Below are 19,730 nucleotides of genomic sequence, written 5' to 3'. Positions count from 1 at the left end.
GTGTGAGCCTCGGGCGCGCCTGATGCGCGCTGTTTCCTGAAACGCGGGACGCCCCCGCCGCGCGTGGCGCGGCGGGGGCGACGGGGCGTCGAGAAGCGAAAGCTCCTTACTCGGTGCCGCCATTCGGGTTCGGCTCGGTCGGGTCGTCGATGTGCAGGTCCTTCGCTGCCTGGGCGGCGACGGACTTGTCAATCTTGCCTTCGTTGGCCAGGCCGAGGAGGGCGGCGACGGCCATAGACTCCGCGTCGATGTTGAAGTAGCGACGGGCACCCTCGCGGGTGTCCGCGAAGCCGAAGCCGTCCGCGCCGAGCACGATGTACTGGCCCGGAACGTAGGCGCGGATCTGCTCCTGCAGGCTGGTGGTGAAGTCCGAGGTGGCGATGTACGGGCCCTCGGTCTGCTTCAGCTGCGTGGTGGCGAACGCCTCGCCGGCGTCCTCACCCGGGTGGAGCAGCTGCTCCTTGGCAACGCGCGCGCCGTCGCGGGCCAGCTCGACCCACGAGGTGACGGAGTAGATCGCGGCGCCGACGTTGTACTGCTCCTGCAGGATTTCCTGTGCACGCAGCGCCTGCTGCATGCCCACGCCGGAGGCGAGCAGGGAGACGTTGTGCTCCTTCTTCTCGCCCTCGTCGTACAGGTAGATGCCCTTGTGCAGGCCCTCGACGTCCAGGTTCTCCGGGCGGGCCGGCTGGTGGGTCGGCTCGTTGTAGACGGTGATGTAGTACATCACGTTCTCGTCCTCGCCGGAGCCCTTACCGTACATGAGCTCGATGCCCTTGGACACCAGGTACGGCATCTCGTAGGCGAACGCCGGGTCGTAGGTGACCACGGCCGGGTTGGTGGAGGCCAGGACGGGGGAGTGGCCGTCCATGTGCTGCAGGCCCTCACCGGTCAGGGTGGTGCGGCCTGCGGTGGCGCCGATGATGAAGCCGCGGGCCATCTGGTCACCAGCAGCCCAGAAGTTATCGCCGGTGCGCTGGAAGCCGAACATGGAGTAGAAGATGTACATCGGGATCATCGGCTCGCCGTGGGTGGCGTAGGACGTACCGGCGGCGATGAAGGATGCGGAGGAGCCGTCCTCGTTGATGCCCTCGTGCAGGATCTGGCCCTGCGGCGACTCGCGGTAGGACAGCTGCAGGTCGTGGTCGACCGGCACGTAGTTCTGGCCCTTCGGGTTGTAGATCTTCTGCACCGGGAACCAGGAGTCCAGGCCGAAGGTGCGGGCCTCGTCCGGGATGATCGGGACGACGCGCTTGCCCAGCTCCTTGTCGCGCATCATGGCCTTGAAGGTACGTACAAGCGCCATGGTGGTCGCGACCTTCTGCTTGCCCGAGTCCTTGAACATGGCCTTGTAGGTCTTTTCAAAGTCGGCCTGCTCAAGCGGCGTGTACTGCTCGCGGCGCTCCGGCAGGAAGCCACCGAGCTCCTTGCGACGCTCCTTGAGGTACTTGATCTCTTCTGCGTCCTCGCCCGGGTGGTAATAGGGCGGCATGTAGGGATCCTTCTCCAGCTCTTCGTCGGAGATCGGGATTTCCTGCTTGTCGCGGAACTGCTTGAGGTCCTCGAGCGTGAGGTTCTTCATCTGGTGGGTCGCGTTGCGGCCCTCGAAGTTGTGGCCGAGCCCGTAGCCCTTGATGGTGTGCGCGAGGATGACGGTCGGCTTGCCCTTGGTCTCCAGTGCGCGCTTGTAGGCGGCGTAGACCTTGCGGTAGTCGTGGCCGCCGCGGCGCAGCGCCCAGATTTCCTCGTCGGTCATGTCCTCGACGAGCTTCTTCGTGCGCTCGTCGCGGCCGAAGAAGTGCTCGCGGACGTAGGCGCCATCGTTGGCCTTGAAGGTCTGGTAGTCACCATCCTTCGTGGTGTTCATGATGTTGACCAGCGCGCCGTCCTCGTCCTTCTCCAGCAGCTCGTCCCACTCGCGGCCCCACACGACCTTGATGACGTTCCAGCCAGCACCGATGAAGAAGGTCTCCAGCTCCTGAATGATCTGGCCGTTGCCGCGCACCGGGCCGTCGAGGCGCTGCAGGTTGCAGTTGATCACGAAGGTGAGGTTGTCCAGCTCGTACAGCGACGCCATCTGGAGCAGGCCGCGGGACTCCGGCTCGTCCATCTCGCCGTCGCCGAGGAATGCCCAGACGTGCTGCTCGTCGGTGTCCTTGATGCCGCGGTCCTGCAGGTACTTGTTAAAGCGTGCCTGGTAGATCGCGTTCATCGGGCCAAGGCCCATGGACACGGTCGGGTACTCCCAGAACTCGGGCATGCCGTGCGGGTGCGGGTAGGACGGCATGCCGCCCTGCGGGCGGGAGTGCTCCTGGCGGAAGCCGTCCAGGTCGTCCTCGCTCAGGCGGCCCTCGAGGAACGCGCGGGAGTACATGCCCGGGGAGGCGTGGCCCTGGAAGAAGACCTGGTCGCCGCGCTGCTCCGCGTCCTTGCCGTGGAAGAAGTGGTTGAAGCCGACCTCGTAGAGTGCGGCCGCAGAGGCGTAGGTGGAGATGTGGCCGCCGACCTTCACGCCCGGGCGCTGCGCGCGGTGGACCATGATGGCGGCGTTCCAGCGCATCCAACGGCGGTAGCGCTTCTCAATCTGCTCGTCGCCCGGGAACTCGGGCTCCATGGTGGTGGGGATGGTGTTGACAAAGTCGGTCGAGGACAGTGCGGGCAGGTGGACGCGCTTGGCGTTCGCCCGCTCGAGCAGGCGCAGCATGAGGTAACGCGCGCGCTCGGGGTCAGATTCCTCGAGCAGGCCGTCGAGCGAGTCCATCCACTCTTGGGTCTCTTCCGGGTCGCTGTCGTGTAGGTAAGACGCCACACCGTCGCGAATCAGCTCGATGTTTGACGCTTTGGCCTTGTCTTTCTCAGCCACGAGAAATCCTCCCTAAATGGTTGGGCAATGTTTCTTCCCACATTACTTGGTTTTTTGTTTTTGCCCCTGCGCGGGGGCAGTTGCCTATCGACGCCCCCATTTCCCCTTTCACCCCTCACTCCCATTACAACAGATGTAAGCTCTATTGCACTGTCGTTCATTACCAAACATGGAGGAAACAAGACTTTGGGCGCCGCAGGTGTCAACACGTACGCAGACCGCTTGGGCATTCACGCCGACGACATCGTGCAGGAGATCGGCTGGGACGAAGACGCCGATTCCTCCATCTCGGAGGCCATCGAGGACGCGGTCGGCGAACAGCTTCTGGACGAGTCCACCGACGAGCTCTGCGACGTTGTCCTGCTCTGGTTCCGCTCCGACGACGGCGACCTCGTCGACGCGCTCATGGATGCCATCCGCAACCTCGGCGACTCCGGCCGCGTCTGGCTCATGACCCCGGGCGCCTCCAAGCCCGGCGGCGTCCACCCGGGCGAGATCTCCGAGTCCGCCCAGCTCGCCGGACTGATGCAGACCAAGGCCGACCGCTTCGGCGAGTGGCAGGGCTCCTGCCTCACCCCCGCGGGCACCAAGAAGTAGCGTCGCGGCGCGCCTTGACCTGCGCGTTAGGCGGTCGGAGGCAAGTTCTGCTAGCCTTTACCGCTAGCGCGCCGTTAGCTCAGCTGGAAGAGCAACTGGTTTACACCCAGTAGGTCGGGGGTTCGAGCCCCTCATGGCGCACCAGGTCAAAGCCCCTTTCCGAGAAACCGGGAAGGGGCTTTTTCACTCCGCCACGACATTCCCACGACACGCGGAAGAAAACACTGCATCCAACCGCTCCGCCACGACATCCAAATCCCCATCAAAGAGATCGCTGTACCTGTCCAGGGTCATTGCCGCCGACGCGTGCCCCAGCTGCCGCTGCACCACTTTCACACTCGCCCCGGAACCAACCATGAGTCCGGCAGCCACGTGCCGGAGCCCGTGCGGGGTCAACTTCGACGGGAACGACGAGTCAGCGCCCTGGCAGCGCTTCACCGCATGCGCAAAGAATGAGGTGTGCCCCAACGGTCGCAGCGGCCCACCATCACCCGCCGACCACACCAAGTCCTCCTTGGCCTTTCCACGGGTGCGCTTCTCCAACATGCCAGCCACCCAGGCGGTGATAGCCACAGTGCGCCGCTCACCAGTCTTTGGTGTGCCGTACACCGGCCCGTCGCTGGTGTGGCGCACATTTCGCTCCACCCGCACACGACGCCGCAGGAAATCAATATCACCCACTCGTAGCGCGGTCGCCTCTCCGTAACGCAGGCCTGACGTGCCCAGCAGGGCGATGAGGTCGCCCATGTCCCCGCACTCGTCGACCAACTCTTGCAGCTGCTCGGGCGTGAGGTACACCTTCACCCCGGGGTTCTTCGTCGGCAGCTTCACTCCGCGGGCGGGGTTCGACGCGATCATCCGATCTTGCACGGCTAGGTCGAGGATTTGGGCGAGCACCATGTGGCAGTTGCGCACCGTCGTCGGCGACGCCGGCGAATCCGTCGGTTCCGGGTCTTTGCCGGACGTGTGCTACTTGATCGTGCCGAGCCACACCTGCACTTCCGACTGCCGGATCGTCTTTATCTGCCGGTCGCCCCACGCGGGCACCACGTGGATACGCCACGTCGATTCGTTGATACTCTTGGTCGCTGGTTTGAGATGCGCCCACGACTTTTCCCATGTTTTCGCGAGGTCCGCGATGGTGGTGGTGCCGAGTTCCGGGGCGATCCAATCACCGTCTGCGACGGCGACTGCGTGTTTGTCGGCCCATGCTTGGGCGTCGCTCTTGCGCGCAAACCCGCGTTTTGAGCGGACCTTGCCAGCAGGGTCGCGGTACTGGACACGCCAGCGTTTGCCGGATTTCGTGGTGTATGGTGTAATGCTTGCCATAATGGGTGTGTCCTTCCTTGTGGGTTGGATAGGTGGACCCTGGCACTCCTGATTTGGTTGTTGGCGAGTGCTGGGGTGGCTTGTTTTTATGTGGTGGCGTGGAGTGCCATGGTGCGCCATACGCTGATGAGGTGTGTAGTGACGCCGAGTTCGGCGGCGAGTCGTGGTGGTGATGACGACCTCCTGGAGCTCATCATCGAGCAGACCGCCTACCTCACCCACCACATCGACAAGCGAGTCAATACATCACCCCCGCGGGCAGAAGCGCGGCACAACTCCACAGTCATCTGCGCACTACTCGCGCAACAGGGGGTGAATGTGACACTGGAGCTGCTTCGGAAGTGGGCAGAACGAGGGAAGATTACCGCCACACACTGAGGGAGTCGGAACGAGTATCTACTCAGCGAGGTATTGCGAAGGGTAACGGATAAGCACGACAGTCAGTGTTGACCGGCCACACTCGCTGTCAACGCGAGCACCAAACCGCCTTATATCGCGTTCCTTAAGGCAAGCTGACAGGTCAATCATCAATATTCGTGTGGTGGTCGATGTTGATACTATCGATCCATGAATAGATCTACGGCTCCCACAATTCACCTTCCTCTTTCCGCTGAAGGGGCGGCATATTTCGTAGATGAGGCGGGGAGCAAAGGGAGCCTCGGCAAGCATTTCGTAACCGCGGCAGTTAGAACCACCGATCCCGACAAACTTAGTCGAACTATCAAGGCATGTCGAGACAAAAATCGATTTACTAATGCGGACGAGATCAAATTTTCAAAAGTGAATCGGAATTCCCAACCTATTCTCTCTGAAATCTTTTCTGAGGCCGTATCTTCGGGATGCACTTTTGGAGCTTTCGTGCTTGATAAGCGTCATTTTGACCCGTGGTCGGATAGAGACCAGTGGCAAGGGCATCTATTTGCAACCGACAGACTGCTGCGTGGACTTATTACTCGTCGCGAAGTCAGCGTTGCATTGCTGGATCATATTGATGTCCCGGCGGGAATCTCATACGGTGATGAACTCGCAGCTTCCTTAAATTGTCGATTTGGTAACAAGCGTGTAATCACCGCAGTCAGCTTAGATTCGAGGACTTGCCCAGCTTTACAGGTTGCGGATCTTCTGGCCAGCGCCGTATTTCACACAAGGAAGAAAATAGAAGACCATGGACTTGAGAGGTTCCTAGAAGATAGAACACCAAAGGCCCGGTTAGCTAAGGATATCGCTGCAGCACTAGGTGAAACACACTTTGCTGATTGCCGAACTCATTTGCTGAAACTCCAAACCAGTCACAAAAAGTCTTTGACGGAGTTGACGAGAGCGCGTCATGAAGTAGTCTAGAGATAGACGCTCAAGCCATAGTCGCAGACTAACAGCGCGCGTCGCTCGGGCCGAGTCTCAGACTCACAACCCGTGAACAGCGGATATCGTAACCGCATCTGTTACCGTACTTATCGCGACGCCTCACCTAAAGGTGGGGCGTTTGCTTTGCGGTACATTCTGTGGGTTAGAGGGTCTCATTGGCAGGGCGCTCGTTATCGCCAATGAGCAGCAGGTTTGTCGGGCGGTGTGCGGTTTCACCGGTGTATGAGGAGTACTTCGTGGATGCTTTTGCTGGTGGGTGGCAGCCGAGTGCGTCCATCAGCTCACGCACGATTTTTTCCGATATGCGATGCCCGCTGCGAACAAGCCACGCGTGGATGCGCCGGTAGCCGTAGCTTTGCCCGCACTCATCGACGGCTTGGCGGATGAGTACCTTGTACTTGTCGCGGCGTGCCTTGCGTTTTGCCACACTGCGTTGGTGTTTGCCCTGGTGGTGATAAAACGTTGACTGCGCGATCCCGGCAAGCGCGCATGCTTTGGCGATACTGATGTGGTGGGTGTCCGTAAGGGCGCAGTCCACAGCAGCTTTCGCAGCTGTGGACAATGCACCATCACGGACGAGGGCTTTTCCCGATGCATCACCACTGCCCTGGGTGTGTTCGCTGCCGCCCATGAGCACTTCAATGATCGCGTCTTTGACCGCTTGGCGTTCGCGTTCCTGGGCGAGGAGTTTCTTTAACTCTGCAGGGTCATCAGGCAGCGCATCCATATCAGGGACAGGACCTGGGCCTGGCAACCAGGAATCTACCGGTGCCGGGCGAGGCGAGGCGTTGTGCTTATCAGCGATGCGTCGTTGGTGCTTGGTGCGTTTGCTTCTGCGGTCTTTGCTCACACGCTCCATTGTGATCGCATAGACCTCGTCGAACGGCAGCGACGCGGCAGCGGCAACCTCTTGCGCATCGGGCCAGTACCGCGAAGTCCATTTCCGCACTGACACACTGGCGACGCCAACTTGGTCGCCGATAATTGCAAACGACTGTGTTGAGGTCACACGACGTGCGACCGCATCAGCGACTGTTTCCGGGGCATGCATACCCGACTGCGGGCTAAGAGGGCGACCGTAACGCCTTTGTCTGACCCATAACCCGACCGTAGACGCAGAAGGGCGTTGGCCATAGCTTTCTTCCAGCCAATCGCAGATGCGCTTGTACGGCATGCCTTCAAAGAACTTATCAACTGCTTGCTCCCGAATCTCACGGGGAAACCGAGCAGACATCGAAGAAACCTCTCCGCCCCCGGGGACACTCCAACCTTTTGTCCGCGATCCCATTTCGTTGCTTTTCGTCATGCTGGTATCGGTATCTGGCCAAGCGGGGGCGCAACCGGAGCACATCAGGGCGCAACCGAGGCGCACCAGGCGCGCGCAGGTGCCCACCCGGACCACGCGCACTCCGCGCACGGGCCGCCCACTAGCCTGGAGGGAACAGTCGCGCGACGCGGAGGAGGATGTCAGCGGTGGGCCAGGACAGCGGGTATGCGGTCATCGACCTCGAGACCACGGGGTTTGGCAAGTTCGACCGGATCGTGGAGATCGGTGTCGTCCAATTGGGGCCGGACCTGTCGGCGGAGCGGACGTGGCGGACGCTGGTGCAGCCCATGCGTGACATCCCCAACACGCACATTCACGGCATTTCCGCGACCGATGTGGTTGACGCGCCGACGTTTGACCAGGTCGCGGACGAATTGCGCGGCCTAATGCAGGGGCGCACGCCGGTCGCCCACAACGCGTCGTTTGAGAAGCGGTTCCTGCAGACCGAGCTGGCCAGGGTGGGGATGGCCAACTGGGTGCCGGAGGCGTGGGTGGATACGATGCGGCTGGCCAGGGAGTATATGGGCGTCGGTAAGCTGAGCGAAGCTCTCGCGCTGGCGAACATCACGAACAAGCGGGCGCACTCCGCGTTGGCGGACGCCGAGGCCACGGCGGAGCTCCTGCGGTACTTCTACAGCCAGCAGGCGCGGCAGGCGGGCACGCGGATTGCGCAGCTTTCGCGCGCGCTGCCGTCGAGCGGCGAGTGGGGCGAGGAGACGTATCGGCGCAGGCTGGCGCACGCGCTCAAGGATAAGGAGATCACCCGCGCCGAGGCGCGCCTGCTCGAGGCCGCCGCGACCGGGTTGGCGGCGGAGGACGTCGAGGCGATCAACGAGGAGTTCACCCGGCAGCTCGTCGTCGAGGCCTGGTCCGATGGGGTGATCACCGACGATGAGCGCGCGGAGCTGCTCGCGGTCGCCGAAGCCCTGGGCGTGAACACAGCAGGCCTGCTCGAAGACCCGCAATCTGACGACGACGGCGTCGTGCTCAAGCCCGGCGACCGGGTCGCGTTCACCGGCGCGCTGGACATCCCGCGCGACACGTGGACCGAGCGCGCCACGGCCGCGGGCCTGGACGTGGGCGGGGTGACCAAGAAGTGCGCGGTGCTCGTCGCCGCCAACCCCGACTCCATGAGCGGCAAGGCGCGCAAGGCCCGTGAGTACGGCGTGCCAATCGTCAAAGAGACCCGGTTTGCCCAGCTCATCGCCGCAATGGGCTCAGGCAGTGCGGGGGCGATTATCGACGCCACCGCCACCGCCCCCTTCTCCTGGCTCACCCCCGAGGACGCGCAACGGACGGGCGCGTCGCCGGCGCAGATCGCGGCGCTGTGGATCGCACGCAACCCCGAACGCCCGCTGTACGAGATGTCCGACCACCTCCGCCCGGAGCACCGGCCCGAGGCGACGGGCACCGGGATTGACAAGTACCTCGATGCCTGGCGCGAGCAGCACCCGCTGATGCTCAAGGCCAGCGCCGCCCACCTGCTTCAGCTGCGCGGCGTGGGGGAGAAGCGCTGCAGCAAGCTCGTGGAGCTCGTCGTGGAGCTCGCCGCCGACGGCGCGCCCGAGCCGGCAGCGCCTGAAGCGCTGGTAGAGCCAGCGCCGGAGCCGCTCCCGCGCCCGGTGGCCACGCCGGTGCCGGGGAGTCCGTATGCGTACTCGGCTGCGGATGAGTTGTTTGAGGACCCGTTGGCGTCGTCAAGCACCCCGGCGAGCACCCCGTCGAGCACGGTGACCGTGCCGGACGAGGCGCCGCTGGCGAAGAAGCGGAACGGCGCCGTGCGGGTGTGCAAGTGGTCGGCGATCACGATGGCCGTGACCGCCGTGCTGATCATCGTGCTCGGTGCCGGGCTGGGAATGCCGGGCGAGCACCCGGTCGCGATCACGGTCGCGCTCGTGTTCATGGGGGCGGCGCTCAGCACGATCCTGTCCGGAATCGTCGCCGTGATTAAACTGCTGCGGAAGTAGCTCCCGCGAACGTCGCGGTGTCGATGACGAAGCGGAACTTCACGTCGCCCGCCACGACGCGCTCGTAGGCGGCGTCGACGTCGTCCACGCCGATCTTCTCAATCACCGCGCCGATGCCGTGTTCTGCGCAGAAGTCGAGCATCTCCTGGGTCTCGGCGATGCCACCGATGTTGTTGCCGGTCAGGACCTTACCGCCGCCGACCAGGCTGCCCATGTGTACGCCCAGCTGCTCCGGCGGCAGGCCGACGACGGACATGATGCCGCGCGGCTTGAGAAGCTGCAGGTAGTCATCAAGCGAGTAGTGCGCGGAGATGGTGGACAGGATCACGTCGAACGCGCCGCGGTGGTTGGCAAAGAAGTCCTCGTCCTCGCCGGTGGCCAGCACGTGGTGGGCGCCGAGCTCGTACGCCTCCTTCTCCTTGCGCAGCGAGCGCGAGATCACGGTGACCTCGGCGCCCTTCGCGGCGGCGATTTGCACGCCCATGTGGCCGAGCCCGCCGAGCCCGACGATGGCCACCTTGTCGCCTTCCTTCACGTTCCAGCGGGCGAGCGGCCCGTAGGTGGTGATGCCGGCGCAGAGGAGGGGCGCGGCGACGTCGAAATCCAGCCCGTCGGGGATCGTGCACACAAACCCCTCGTTGACCACGACTTTCTCGGCGTAGCCGCCCTGGGTGATCGTGCCGTCGACGTCCTCGGAGTTGTACGTGCCCACGTTGCCGTTCAGGCAGTTCTGCTCCTGGCCGTTCTTGCACTGCTCGCACTCGCCGCAGGAGTTGACCAGGCAGCCGACGCCCACGCGGTCGCCGACCTTGAACTTGGTCACCTTGCTGCCCACCGCTTCGACCACGCCCGCGATCTCGTGGCCCACGGTGAGCGGGAAGTGGGCCTCGCCCCACTCGTTGCGGATCGTGTGGATGTCGGAGTGGCAGATACCCGCGGCCTTGATGTCAATGACCACGTCGTCTTCGCGCGGGTCGCGGCGCTCGATCTCGACGACCTTGAACGGTGCGTCGGGGCTGACTTTCTGCAGGACTTTGCTGGTGATTGTCATGTCACCAACCCTACGCGTCTGCTTCGGACTCCGCAGCCAGGACCGTGAGCAGGTTGTCAATCGCCGTGTTGCGCTCCGCCGCCCGCGCGGCCGCGGCGGTGACCGGCTTCTTTGCATCCGGGGAGGTGTGCGGCGCGGGGCGGCCGTGCGCAACGCCCGCATCCGTGCCGGTCTCCGGCGTGAGGTAGATGATCGCGGTGTCGCCGTCGGCGGTGGCAAAGAGGGCGGCCTCCCCGCCCGTCGGCAGTGCGGCGGCGATGAGGTCGGGGACCAGCCCGCGCGACCCGTTCACGCGGTCCGGCTCCCAGCCACCGTTCGCCAGGTCGTAGGAGACGTCGACCACGTCCCACTCGCCGAACTGGAGGCGCAGCGTGCCGGCAGTAGCGGAGCCCGGGTCGGGCACGACGGCGACGTCGCGTAGGTCCGTGCCGGCGGGGTCGCAGATCGCGTGCACGTAGGCCGGCAGCTGCGCGTGCGTGGTGGGGATGCGGGGACCGTCGAGTCCGTCGGAGAAGGTGACGGAGGTGAAGAAGGGGTGTGCGTCGGCGTCGATAAGCGAAAGCACCGTTGTCGCGGGGGCAACGCGGAAGCCCTCGAGGTCGTCGCAGACGCCGTCCTCAACGTCGGCGATCTCGATGCCGGGTGCGAGCGTCAGCCCGGCGCGGCGGAAAAGGTCCAGGTGGGCGGCGAGAATGTCGTGGTCGGTGACGGTCAGTTGCGGTGGCATCGGGATCCTTCCTGCGCCGGGGTCAGCGTTCCTCCTGCCTATCGTAGGCGCGCTGCCACGGGTTGCGCCGACCGTCGCCGTAGCGCGCCCGCGACCGCGCGGGGGCCGGGGGCATTGGGGCATGCTTTTCGACGCCACCCTGACCCTCCCCATCCGCAGACTCGGGGTCGGGCCCGGGGCCGGAGGCGGGGGCGTCGAAAAGCATTTGCTCCTGCTCCTCGCGGAAGCGACGGCGCTCGCGGGTCTCGGCGACGATGAAGTAAATGAGGCCCGCCGGCGCCATGATGCCGAACGCGATCCACTGCAGGCCGTAGGAGAGGTGGTTGCCGGTCTCGAGCACGGGCAGCGGGATGGCGGTGAGCTCGCCGGGCTGGCCGGAGAGCAGCTGCAGGTAGGGGGCGACCAGCTCGGTGCCGGTGAGCTCGCCGACCTGGGCGGGGGCGATGGAGTAGACCATGTCGTAGCCCTGGTCCTGCATCGGCGCCTTGGAGTGCGTGGGCTCGCCCGCCAGGAGCATGGCTTCCAGCGTGACGTCGCCGGTGGGGGCGGGCGCGATGTCGGGCACCTGGGTGGAGTTCTCGGCGGGGACCCACCCGCGATTGATCAGGATGGTGGGGCCGTTGTCCAGCGCGAAGGGGGTGAGGACCTGGAAGGCGGGGTTGCGGTCCACGGGGCGCAGGCGCAGCAGCACGGTGCGGTCTAGGTAGTGGCCGGTGGCGGTGACGCGGGCCCACTCGCTGTCCTGGCTGATGGTGCCGTCCGCTCCGAGCAGGTCCGAAAGCGGGACCGGGTCGTGGTCGAACGCTTCGCTGATGTGCTCGTTGCGCTGCTCGAGCGCCTCGTTCTTCCCCAGCTGCCAGGGGGCGAGGAAGGTGAACGCGTAGTAGGAGAACAGGGCGATCAGGATCGCGGCGATGATCCAGCCCGGGGTGAGAAAGGTTTTCCACCACCGCTTCTCAGCGGTTCCGCGCGTGCTGTCTCGTTTCTGTTCTCGTTCCTGTTCGCCCTTCACGCTGGCCTAGTTTAGTCGGTGCGGGGCTGGGACTGAACCCGGTCGCGGACCCAGGCGACGATGCCGTCGGCGGCGGCCTCGATCTGCTCTCGCATGGTGGTAAAGCCGGCCGGGCCGCCGTAGTAGGGGTCGGCGACCCCGGCGCCCTCGGGCGCGGCGGGGTCGAAGGAGCGGATCAGGCGCACGCGCTGCTCCGGTACGCCGCGCGCGACGAGCTCGGAGACGTGGTTGGTATCCAGGGCAACGATGAGGTCGGCGTCGAAGCGGTCGCCGCCGAACTGCGCGGCTCTGTGCTGCGAGCCGTTGTAGCCGTGTGCGGCGAGCTCGGCTTGCGCGCGCTCGTCCGCCGGGCCGCCGACGTGCCAGCCGCCGATGCCAGAGGAAGTGACGCGGACATCGCCACCCAGTCCCGCTGCGGTGAGCGCGTCGCGCACGATGACCTCGGCCATCGGCGAGCGGCAGATGTTGCCGGTGCAGACGAAGTCGATGTGCAAGGGGTTAGCAGTACTCACGGACAATGTCCTCCAGTTCAGTCGAAGTGTGCGCCACGTAGGTGGCCTGTTCCCATTCTTCTTCGGCGCCGTAGCCCCAGGTCACGGCTATGGACGGCAGGCCGAACTCGGCCGCGCCGGCGAAGTCGTGAATCCGGTCGCCCACCATCACCGGGTGGTACGGGTCCGCGTTGTCCAGAACGTACTGGATGACCTCGATCTTTGTGCTGCGCCCGGCGTCCCAGTTCGCCGCGCCGAGGAAGTCGATGTGCTCAAGCACGCCCGCGCGCTCCAGCGCCAGCCGCGCGAAGTGCTCGCTTTTCGACGTCGCCGTGCACACCTTCCACCCCTCGTCCTCCCACCGGGCGATGAGCTCCGCCATGCCGTCGAAGACGGTGAAGCGCTGCCAGCCCTCGCTGCTCATGTAGTCGGAGTACGCCTGCATGGCACGCTCGACCTGGTCGGGTCCCAGGCCCGCTGCCGCCATGGAGTCGCGCATCGGCGGACCGGGGATGCGGCGGATGAAGTCCTCGGCGGGGCGCGTCGCGCCCACTGCGTCGAGCCCGCGGAGGAATCCTTCGCGGATGCCGGGATAGGAATCGATGATGGTGCCGTCCACGTCAAGCAGGATGGTGTCCTGCCCGCCGTTGTTTGCTCTATCAATCACGGACCCCAGCATGGCAAATTTGTAGGCTTGGTGCCATGACTGTTGTAGCTGATGTTGTCCGCGCCCTGGAGACCGCCTACCCGCCGCAGCTGGCCGAGAGCTGGGACAAGGTGGGCCTGGTCTGCGGGGACCCGGACGCGGAGGTGACCAAGGTGGCCTTCGCCCTCGACTGCACGCTGGAGGTTGCGCAGGCCGCGGTGGACGCGGGCGCGCAACTCCTCGTGGTCCACCACCCGCTGCTGCTGCGCGGGGTGAGCTCGGTGGCGGCGAACACCCCGAAGGGCAAGGTGGTCCACACCCTGATCGCGGGCGGTTGCGCCCTGTTCGCCGCGCACACGAATGCGGATTCCGCCCGGCCGGGCGTGTCCGACAAGCTCGCCGAGCTGGTGGGCATCACCCCGGGCCGCCCGATCAAGCCGATCTTCCTCGACGGCACCGACCGCTGGGGCGTCCACGTGCCGCCCGCCGATGCTGACAGCGTCAAGCGCGCGCTGTTCGACGCCGGCGCCGGCGCGATTGGCAACTACCGCGAGTGCGCGTTCAGCCACGACGGTACCGGCGAGTTCACCCCCGTCGAGGGCGCCGACCCCACCGACGGCGAGGTGGGTGCACACTTCACCGCGCCCGAGGTCCGCGTCGAGTTCGTCGCCCCCACGCGCCTGCGCGCCTCGCTTACCGACGCCCTCCGCGCCTCCCACCCCTACGAGGAGCCCGCCTTCGACGTGGTCCAGATGTCGCGGCCCGCGGGCACACGCGAGCTGGAGGGCGCCTACGGGCTCGGCCGCGTGGGCGAGCTGCCCGAGCCGATGACGCTGCGCGAGTTTACGCAGCAGGTGGCCGACGCGCTGCCGGAAACGGTGTGGGGCGTGCGCGCTGCGGGGGACCCGGACCGGCTGGTGCGCCGCGTCGCGGTGTCCTCGGGGGCGGGGGATGGGTTCCTCGGTGACGTCGCAAAGCTTGGCGTTGACGTATACGTGACCTCGGACCTGCGGCACCACCCGGTGGACGAACACCTGCGCGCGGGCGGGCCCGCCGTGATTGATACGGCGCACTGGGCGAGCGAGTTTCCGTGGACGGAGCAGGCGGCGAGTATCGTTGAGCCGCTAGGCGTGCAGACACAGGTGCTGGACATCCGCACCGACCCGTGGACGGTGTCTGCACACCCCGGGCGCCCCGGGGCAGAGAAGTAAGACAAGGGAGGAGTACCCGTGAAGCTTTCCGCAGAGGAGCAGCCGATCCTGCTCGAGTTGGCCAAGGCGGACCGCGTGGCCGCGCACCCGGACTCGGCGCGGCCGGAGGAGCAGGAGCTGGAGAGGCTGCTCAAGGAGCGCAAGGACCTGCAAGCGGCGTCGGCCGCCGCGCAGATGGCCGTGGACGACATGGAGCTGGAGATCCTGCGCATCCAGGAGGACGAGCGCAAGCTGAAGAAGCGCGAGATTGATGACAAGCGCCAGCTCGGCGCCGAGACCAACCCGGAGCGCCGCAAGGACCTGGAGCACGACCGCTACGCGGCGAAGTCGCGCATCGCGGACCTGCTCTCCGAGCTCAAGGAGGCGCACAACGAGATCGCCGCGCTGCGCAACAACCGCGACAACCACGGCGCGCGCCTGGACGAGGCGGACCGCAAGGTGGAGGCCGCCCGCCGCGCCGTCGAGGCGCTGCCGGACCGCGAGCAGGTGGACACCGCCGCGCTGCGCCACAAGCTCCCCGACGACGTCCTCGAGGTTTACGACGAGATGGGTGCCGCCGCGTTCAACGGCCGCACCTGCAACGCCTGCTTCATCCAGCTGCCCGCCTCCGAGCGCGCCGCGGTGATGGGCACGCCCGCCGACGAGGTTCCCACCTGCCCGAACTGCGGCGCCTTGCTCGTGCGCGTGCGCCTCACCCCGGACGAGGCTGCGGCCCGCACCGGACTGACCATCGAGGAGTAGGGGAGCCGATGAAGGTCAGCGTCTTTACTGACGGCGGCTCGCGCGGCAACCCCGGCGTGGCCGGCTCCGGCGCCGTTGTCTACGGCGAGGGCGGAGAGACCCTCGCCGAGATCGTCTACGTGGTGGGCTCCAAGTCCTCCAACAACGTCGCCGAGTACCACGGCCTGCTGCGCGGCCTCGAGGCCGCCGCCGAGCTGGGAGCCACCGAGGTGGCGGTGTCCATGGACTCCAAGCTGGTTGTCGAGCAGATGAACGGCCGCTGGAAGATCAAGCACCCTGACATGCAGAAGCTCGCCGTCAAGGCCCGCAAGCTCGCCGGCGGCTTCGACCGCGTCACCTACACCTGGGTGCCGCGCGCGAAGAACAAGAAGGCCGACGAGCTGTCCAACAAGGCGATGGACGCCGCGACGAAGGACGGCACGCCCCGCATCGTGGAGGAAGCAAGCCTGCACAGCGGGCCGCCCGCCCGCGCTACCGCCAAAGCTCCGAACGACCGGGCAGCAGCCGGCCACCCCGGCGCGCTGGTCTACGGCAACGGCGGCGCAACCCGCACGCGCTTCATCCTGCTGCGCCACGGGCAGACCGCGCACTCCGCGGAGCACCGCCTCTCCGGCACCTCCAACCCGGAGCTGACCGAGCTGGGCCGGGCGCAGGCGCGCCGGGCCGCCGGGGCGCTCACCGCGCTGGCGCAGGAGTCGCAGTTTGGGCCTATCGACGCGATCGTCGCCTCGCCGCAGGCGCGCGCCCAGCAGACCGCGGAAGCTGCGGCCGACGCGCTCGGGTTCGACGCGTTTGCAACCAACGACGGATTCCGAGAGATCAACTTCGGCGACTTCGAGGGGCTGACGAGGGACGAGGCCCGGGGGAAGTTTCCGCAGGAGTTTGGGGAATGGGAGGCGTCGGTAAGCAAAGCCCCGCCGCGGGGCGAATCGCTCGCCGCGCTGCACCGTCGGGTGACCCGCGCGCGGCTGAAGCTACAGGAGGAGCGCGCCGGGCAGACCATCCTGGTGGTCAGCCACATGATGCCGATCAAGAGTGTGATCCGGCAGGGGCTCGGCGCCGGGGCTGAGGTGTTCAAGCACACCTATCTGGACCTGGCCAGCGTGTCCGTGGTGGATTTCTACGACGATTTTGGGGTCGTACGCTGCGTCAACGATGTCGCGCACCACAGGTAAGGTACAATGACGGCTTGCGAATGAGTCGGCCGGGTGACCGCGGCCGCCCGAACCGCCGCGCATGCGGGCTGGCGGGTGGCCGAGGAAAGTCCGGACTCCACAGGGCACGGTGGTTGCTAACGGCAACCCGGAGTGATCCGCGGGAAAGTGCAACAGAAAGTAGACCGCCTCGCGCTAGTCGCGGGGTAAGGGTGAAAGGGTGCGGTAAGAGCGCACCGGCGCTGGTGGTGACATCGGCGGCCAGGTAAACCCCACCGGGAGCAAGGCAAGAACCGCTGCGCGTGCGCAGGGGTCGTCGGACGCGATGAGGCTGCCCGCCCATGTCCGAAGGTAGCTGCTTGAGGCGCCCAGCGATGGGTGGCCCAGATGGATGGTCACCGCCCCGTCCGGGGCACAGAATCCGGCTCATAGGCCGGCTCATTCGCACTGCGCGCTCCCGCAGACTCTGGCACGATGGCGGGGTATGAAACTGTATGCCGCGCCGCTGAACTTTCGCGCTATCGCGAGCGAATTTTCCGTCCCCACCGACTTCCCTCCGCAGGTGCTCGAGGAAGCGACGCAGCTCACCGATCGGTTCGCCGGGCAGCGTATCGACGCCCGCTCGATCCCCCTCGTCACCATCGACCCAGTCGGCTCCCGCGACCTGGACCAGGCGGTGCACATCGCCGAGCGCGGCGAAGGAGGAGGCGGCGGCTACACCGTCACGTACGCGATCGCGGACGTCGCCGCCTTTGTGGAGCCGGGCGGGGCGGTGAGGGACGAGTCGCTGCAGCGCGGCCAGACCATCTACCTTCCCGACGAGCCGGCACGCCTGCACCCGCCGAGCCTGAGCGAGGGTTCCGCCTCGCTGCTGCCGGACGTGGACCGGCCGGCGGTGTTGTGGACGTTCGAGCTGGACCAGGACGGCGAGGTGGACAGCGCCCACGTCGAGCGCGCCCTGGTGCGCTCGGTGGCCCGGCTGGACTACGACAGGGTGCACGAGGACTTCGTGCGGGGGGAGCCGCACGCGTCGATACGCTTGCTTCCCGAGGTCGGTCAGCTGCGGCAGCGTAGCTCGCTGCGGCGCGAGGCGATCAACCTGCGGCTGCCCAGCGTGCGCGTGGTCGGCGAGGGCGGGACCTTCGAGCTGGTCATCGAGCCGCGCCACCCCGTCATGGACTACAACTCGGAGATCTCCCTGCTCACCGGCATGGTGGCGGGCAACATGATGGTGGAGGCTGGCGTCGGGTTCCTGCGCACGCTCGGGCCCGCGACCGGTGAGGCGGAGGCTGAGTTCCGGCGCGAGGCGTCGAACCTGGGCTACGAGGTCGGCGGCAACATCGGCGAGTTCCTCGCCGGGATCGACGCGGACACCCCGCGCGGGATGGCCATGATGCGCGAGGCGCAGAAGCTGCTGCGCGGAGCGGGCTACGTGGACCTGTCGGAGAAGGAGCCGGAGGTACACGCGGGCATCGGCGGCTACTACAGTCACGTCACCGCGCCGCTGCGCCGGCTGGTCGACCGCTACGCCACCGAAGTCTGCCTGGCTATCTGCGCGGGCGCGGAGGTGCCGGAGTGGGTGCGCGAGGACGCACCAAGGGTGATGAAGACGATGGGGCGGACGTCCCAGCTGGCCAACACCGTGGACAAGGCGTGCTTGAACCTGACCGAGGCGACCGTGCTCGAGCCGTGGGTCGGCCACAACTTCGAGGGCGTGACGCTCACGGTCAACGAGGAGGACCGCGCCCGCATCTTCATCGCGGACCCGCCGGTGCTCGCGCCGTCCGTCGGCGCGCCGGGGGAGGGCACGGAGACGAAGTTTTCGCTCGTGCTTGCCGACGCCACCCAGCGCGAAGTCTCCTTCGCCTGGCCCGCCGACTAGGTCTGCCGACTAGGTTTTGCCGACTAGGTTTGCCGGCTAGGACGCGGGGCGTCCTCGAGGCGCGCGGTGGTGCCCGGCGTGATCTCGACGACGTCGAACTGCTCGGCCATGCGGCGGGCGAACTCGTCCGCGTCCCGGCGCGGCACGAGCGCGAGCACCGCCCTGGAGGTGCCGGTGGCCGCGGGCCGTGCCGCGAGCGCGCCCCGCTCGCGGCACAGGGCCACGAGCTCGGTGGGGACAGTGAGTCCGCGCAGCTCGGTTGGCGAGTTCACCAGGGCGAACAGGTCGTTGGTGTGGCGAGAGCGCAGCGCCCTGGCTACGGCCATGCTGCGCAGCGTCTCCGCCTCGCAGAAGTGGACCCACGCCCGTGCCGTCTCCGGCGCTGGCGCGGTGGTGTCGCCGACGGTGTGGCGCGCCTGGACCCACTCGACGACGCGCTCGATGGCGTCGGGCAGCTTGCGCAGCGAGTGGACGCCGAAGTTGGCGCACGCCGCGCTGATGAACGCGCGGTGGGTGGCGATGCCCTCCACCTGGCCCGCGTCCGCCTCACCGAACGTCTCCGCGACGGAGAAGATGCGCACGCCCTCGCGGGTCGGGTGCGGCGCCTCGGTGAGCGAGCCGTCCGCGTAATCGATCACGGCGATGCCGTTGCCGGTGGCGCGCAGGGCCGCGGTGTGGCGGGAGCGCAGGCCGTTGAGCGACGAGTACGTCTCCACCGCGTGGGCGGCGATGTCGGCGAGGCGGGCGCGGAAGGGCGCGTCGTTGATGTCGCCGTGCCCGGCGGCGAGGGCGAGGCACATGGCCGAGTCCGCGGCCCAAAGCGCCCCGAGCCCGGCGCCGAGCGGGATGTCGGAAACGACCGTCACGTCTAGGCCCGCCGTTTCTCGCGAGAGCACCTGTCGTTGGATCAGCTGGTGGACCAGGCCGGCCCACCGCTTGCCCAGGGGGTGGTCGGCGCCGTCGGGGTCGCCGAGCGGGGCGGTGGTCAGGACCGGCTCCGAGCCCGGCGCGGAGGCCGCGAAGCGGAGCTTATGGTCGTCGCGCGGGCTTACCGCCACCGCGGCGCGCAGCCCGCCGAGCCCGATGAGCGTGGCGCCGCCGAAGTGGTCCACGTTTTCCCCGGCGAGGATCCACGTTGCCGGGGCGGATGCGACGTGTGTCGGCTGCGCGCCAACGCGCCGTTCGTGCTCCTTGCGAGCGCGTTCCACCAGGTCGGATGGTTGGGCGTCGGGGGCAGGCCACAAAGACATAAAGCGTTCTCCACTCTGCGCAAAGGGGGATTGGTACGAGGAAACTCCAGACTACCAACCGCCGTCGGCGGGTATGGTGGGGCAAAATGTCCACCGTTTGCGGCCCACCGCGAACCC

Annotated in this window: 17 protein-coding genes, 1 tRNA gene and 1 other RNA gene; 9 read left to right on the top strand and 10 right to left on the bottom strand. The window is 66.5% G+C overall.

Annotated features, from left to right (window positions below):
• Positions 1-106: 106 nt before the first annotated feature.
• The gene (gene aceE / locus CKJ85_RS04090; RefSeq protein ID WP_095553503.1) at positions 107-2,863 is read right to left on the bottom strand and encodes a pyruvate dehydrogenase (acetyl-transferring), homodimeric type; all 2,757 of its coding nucleotides are present in this window, start codon (positions 2,861-2,863) and stop codon (positions 107-109) included.
• A 186-nt stretch (positions 2,864-3,049) separates the two neighbouring features.
• Between aceE and CKJ85_RS04085 the strand changes: the two genes are divergently transcribed.
• Together CKJ85_RS04085 and CKJ85_RS04080 are read left to right on the top strand one after the other, a co-directional pair.
• Complete coding sequence (locus CKJ85_RS04085; protein WP_095546598.1) at positions 3,050-3,460, top strand: DUF3052 domain-containing protein; 411 nt, start codon at positions 3,050-3,052, stop codon at positions 3,458-3,460.
• A 68-nt stretch (positions 3,461-3,528) separates the two neighbouring features.
• Positions 3,529-3,604: transfer RNA gene (locus tag CKJ85_RS04080), tRNA-Val, on the top strand.
• A 39-nt stretch (positions 3,605-3,643) separates the two neighbouring features.
• Here CKJ85_RS04080 and CKJ85_RS12210 read toward each other — a convergent pair.
• Positions 3,644-4,330, bottom strand: coding sequence for a site-specific integrase (locus CKJ85_RS12210; RefSeq protein ID WP_233126941.1), 687 nt, complete (start codon positions 4,328-4,330; stop codon positions 3,644-3,646).
• A 99-nt stretch (positions 4,331-4,429) separates the two neighbouring features.
• On the bottom strand, positions 4,430-4,789 hold the full coding sequence (locus CKJ85_RS12205; RefSeq protein ID WP_233126940.1) for a hypothetical protein: 360 nt from the start codon (positions 4,787-4,789) through the stop codon (positions 4,430-4,432).
• A gap of 567 nt (positions 4,790-5,356) precedes the next feature.
• Between CKJ85_RS12205 and CKJ85_RS11975 the strand changes: the two genes are divergently transcribed.
• Complete coding sequence (locus tag CKJ85_RS11975) at positions 5,357-6,130, top strand: DUF3800 domain-containing protein (RefSeq protein WP_158221613.1); 774 nt, start codon at positions 5,357-5,359, stop codon at positions 6,128-6,130.
• A gap of 166 nt (positions 6,131-6,296) precedes the next feature.
• Here CKJ85_RS11975 and CKJ85_RS04060 read toward each other — a convergent pair whose 3' ends face one another.
• Positions 6,297-7,388: an IS3 family transposase gene (locus CKJ85_RS04060; RefSeq protein ID WP_158221612.1), complete on the bottom strand. Its 1,092-nt coding sequence runs from the start codon at positions 7,386-7,388 to the stop codon at positions 6,297-6,299.
• Positions 7,389-7,627: 239 nt separating this feature from the next.
• Between CKJ85_RS04060 and CKJ85_RS04055 the strand changes: the two genes are divergently transcribed.
• On the top strand, positions 7,628-9,448 hold the full coding sequence (locus tag CKJ85_RS04055; protein ID WP_158221611.1) for an exonuclease domain-containing protein: 1,821 nt from the start codon (positions 7,628-7,630) through the stop codon (positions 9,446-9,448).
• Here CKJ85_RS04055 and CKJ85_RS04050 read toward each other — a convergent pair.
• From CKJ85_RS04050 to CKJ85_RS04030, 5 genes are read right to left on the bottom strand one after another with little or no spacing between them, the layout of a single operon-like run.
• Complete coding sequence (locus CKJ85_RS04050) at positions 9,429-10,499, bottom strand: NAD(P)-dependent alcohol dehydrogenase (RefSeq protein ID WP_095553498.1); 1,071 nt, start codon at positions 10,497-10,499, stop codon at positions 9,429-9,431. The genes CKJ85_RS04055 and CKJ85_RS04050 overlap by 20 nt on opposite strands.
• A 10-nt stretch (positions 10,500-10,509) precedes the next feature.
• Positions 10,510-11,226: a hypothetical protein gene (locus tag CKJ85_RS04045; RefSeq protein ID WP_095534942.1), complete on the bottom strand. Its 717-nt coding sequence runs from the start codon at positions 11,224-11,226 to the stop codon at positions 10,510-10,512.
• Positions 11,227-11,248: 22 nt separating this feature from the next.
• Positions 11,249-12,238 (bottom strand): SURF1 family protein, encoded by a 990-nt coding sequence (locus tag CKJ85_RS04040; protein WP_198947140.1) that lies wholly within the window; start codon positions 12,236-12,238, stop codon positions 11,249-11,251.
• A gap of 11 nt (positions 12,239-12,249) precedes the next feature.
• On the bottom strand, positions 12,250-12,750 hold the full coding sequence (locus CKJ85_RS04035; protein ID WP_304441674.1) for a low molecular weight protein-tyrosine-phosphatase: 501 nt from the start codon (positions 12,748-12,750) through the stop codon (positions 12,250-12,252).
• Positions 12,737-13,396, bottom strand: a complete 660-nt coding sequence (locus CKJ85_RS04030; RefSeq protein ID WP_233126939.1) for an HAD-IA family hydrolase — start codon at positions 13,394-13,396, stop codon at positions 12,737-12,739. The genes CKJ85_RS04035 and CKJ85_RS04030 overlap by 14 nt, the downstream gene beginning before the upstream one ends.
• Positions 13,397-13,431: 35 nt before the next feature.
• Here CKJ85_RS04030 and CKJ85_RS04025 point away from each other — a divergent pair, with 35 nt between their 5' ends.
• The 5 genes from CKJ85_RS04025 (at position 13,432) to CKJ85_RS04005 (ending at position 18,363) form a co-directional block, all read left to right on the top strand.
• A complete protein-coding gene (locus CKJ85_RS04025; protein WP_095553496.1) occupies positions 13,432-14,586 on the top strand; it encodes a Nif3-like dinuclear metal center hexameric protein in 1,155 nt (384 codons plus the stop codon).
• Between the two features lie 18 nt (positions 14,587-14,604).
• On the top strand, positions 14,605-15,327 hold the full coding sequence (locus CKJ85_RS04020) for a zinc ribbon domain-containing protein (protein WP_095278215.1): 723 nt from the start codon (positions 14,605-14,607) through the stop codon (positions 15,325-15,327).
• Positions 15,328-15,335: 8 nt separating this feature from the next.
• Positions 15,336-16,502 carry a bifunctional RNase H/acid phosphatase gene (locus tag CKJ85_RS04015; protein WP_095553495.1) on the top strand — a complete coding sequence of 389 codons (1,167 nt, stop codon included), beginning with the start codon at positions 15,336-15,338 and terminating at the stop codon, positions 16,500-16,502.
• Between the two features lie 21 nt (positions 16,503-16,523).
• Positions 16,524-16,926, top strand: an RNA gene (gene rnpB / locus CKJ85_RS04010) — RNase P RNA component class A.
• A 39-nt stretch (positions 16,927-16,965) separates the two neighbouring features.
• Positions 16,966-18,363 carry an RNB domain-containing ribonuclease gene (locus CKJ85_RS04005; protein ID WP_095553494.1) on the top strand — a complete coding sequence of 466 codons (1,398 nt, stop codon included), beginning with the start codon at positions 16,966-16,968 and terminating at the stop codon, positions 18,361-18,363.
• 23 nt (positions 18,364-18,386) lie between these two features.
• On the opposite strand, the gene CKJ85_RS04000 is transcribed toward CKJ85_RS04005, so the two are convergent.
• Entirely contained in the window at positions 18,387-19,613 is a 1,227-nt protein-coding gene (locus tag CKJ85_RS04000) for a hypothetical protein (RefSeq protein WP_095553493.1), read from the bottom strand.
• Positions 19,614-19,730: the final 117 nt, after the last annotated feature.

Origin of the sequence: Corynebacterium sp. NML 150383 (assembly GCF_002285085.1) — a bacterium.
Classification (GTDB): Bacteria; Actinomycetota; Actinomycetes; order Mycobacteriales; family Mycobacteriaceae; genus Corynebacterium; species Corynebacterium gottingense.
Note: the sequence above shows the minus strand (reverse complement) of the source record. Positions and strands in the feature narration are given on the sequence as shown.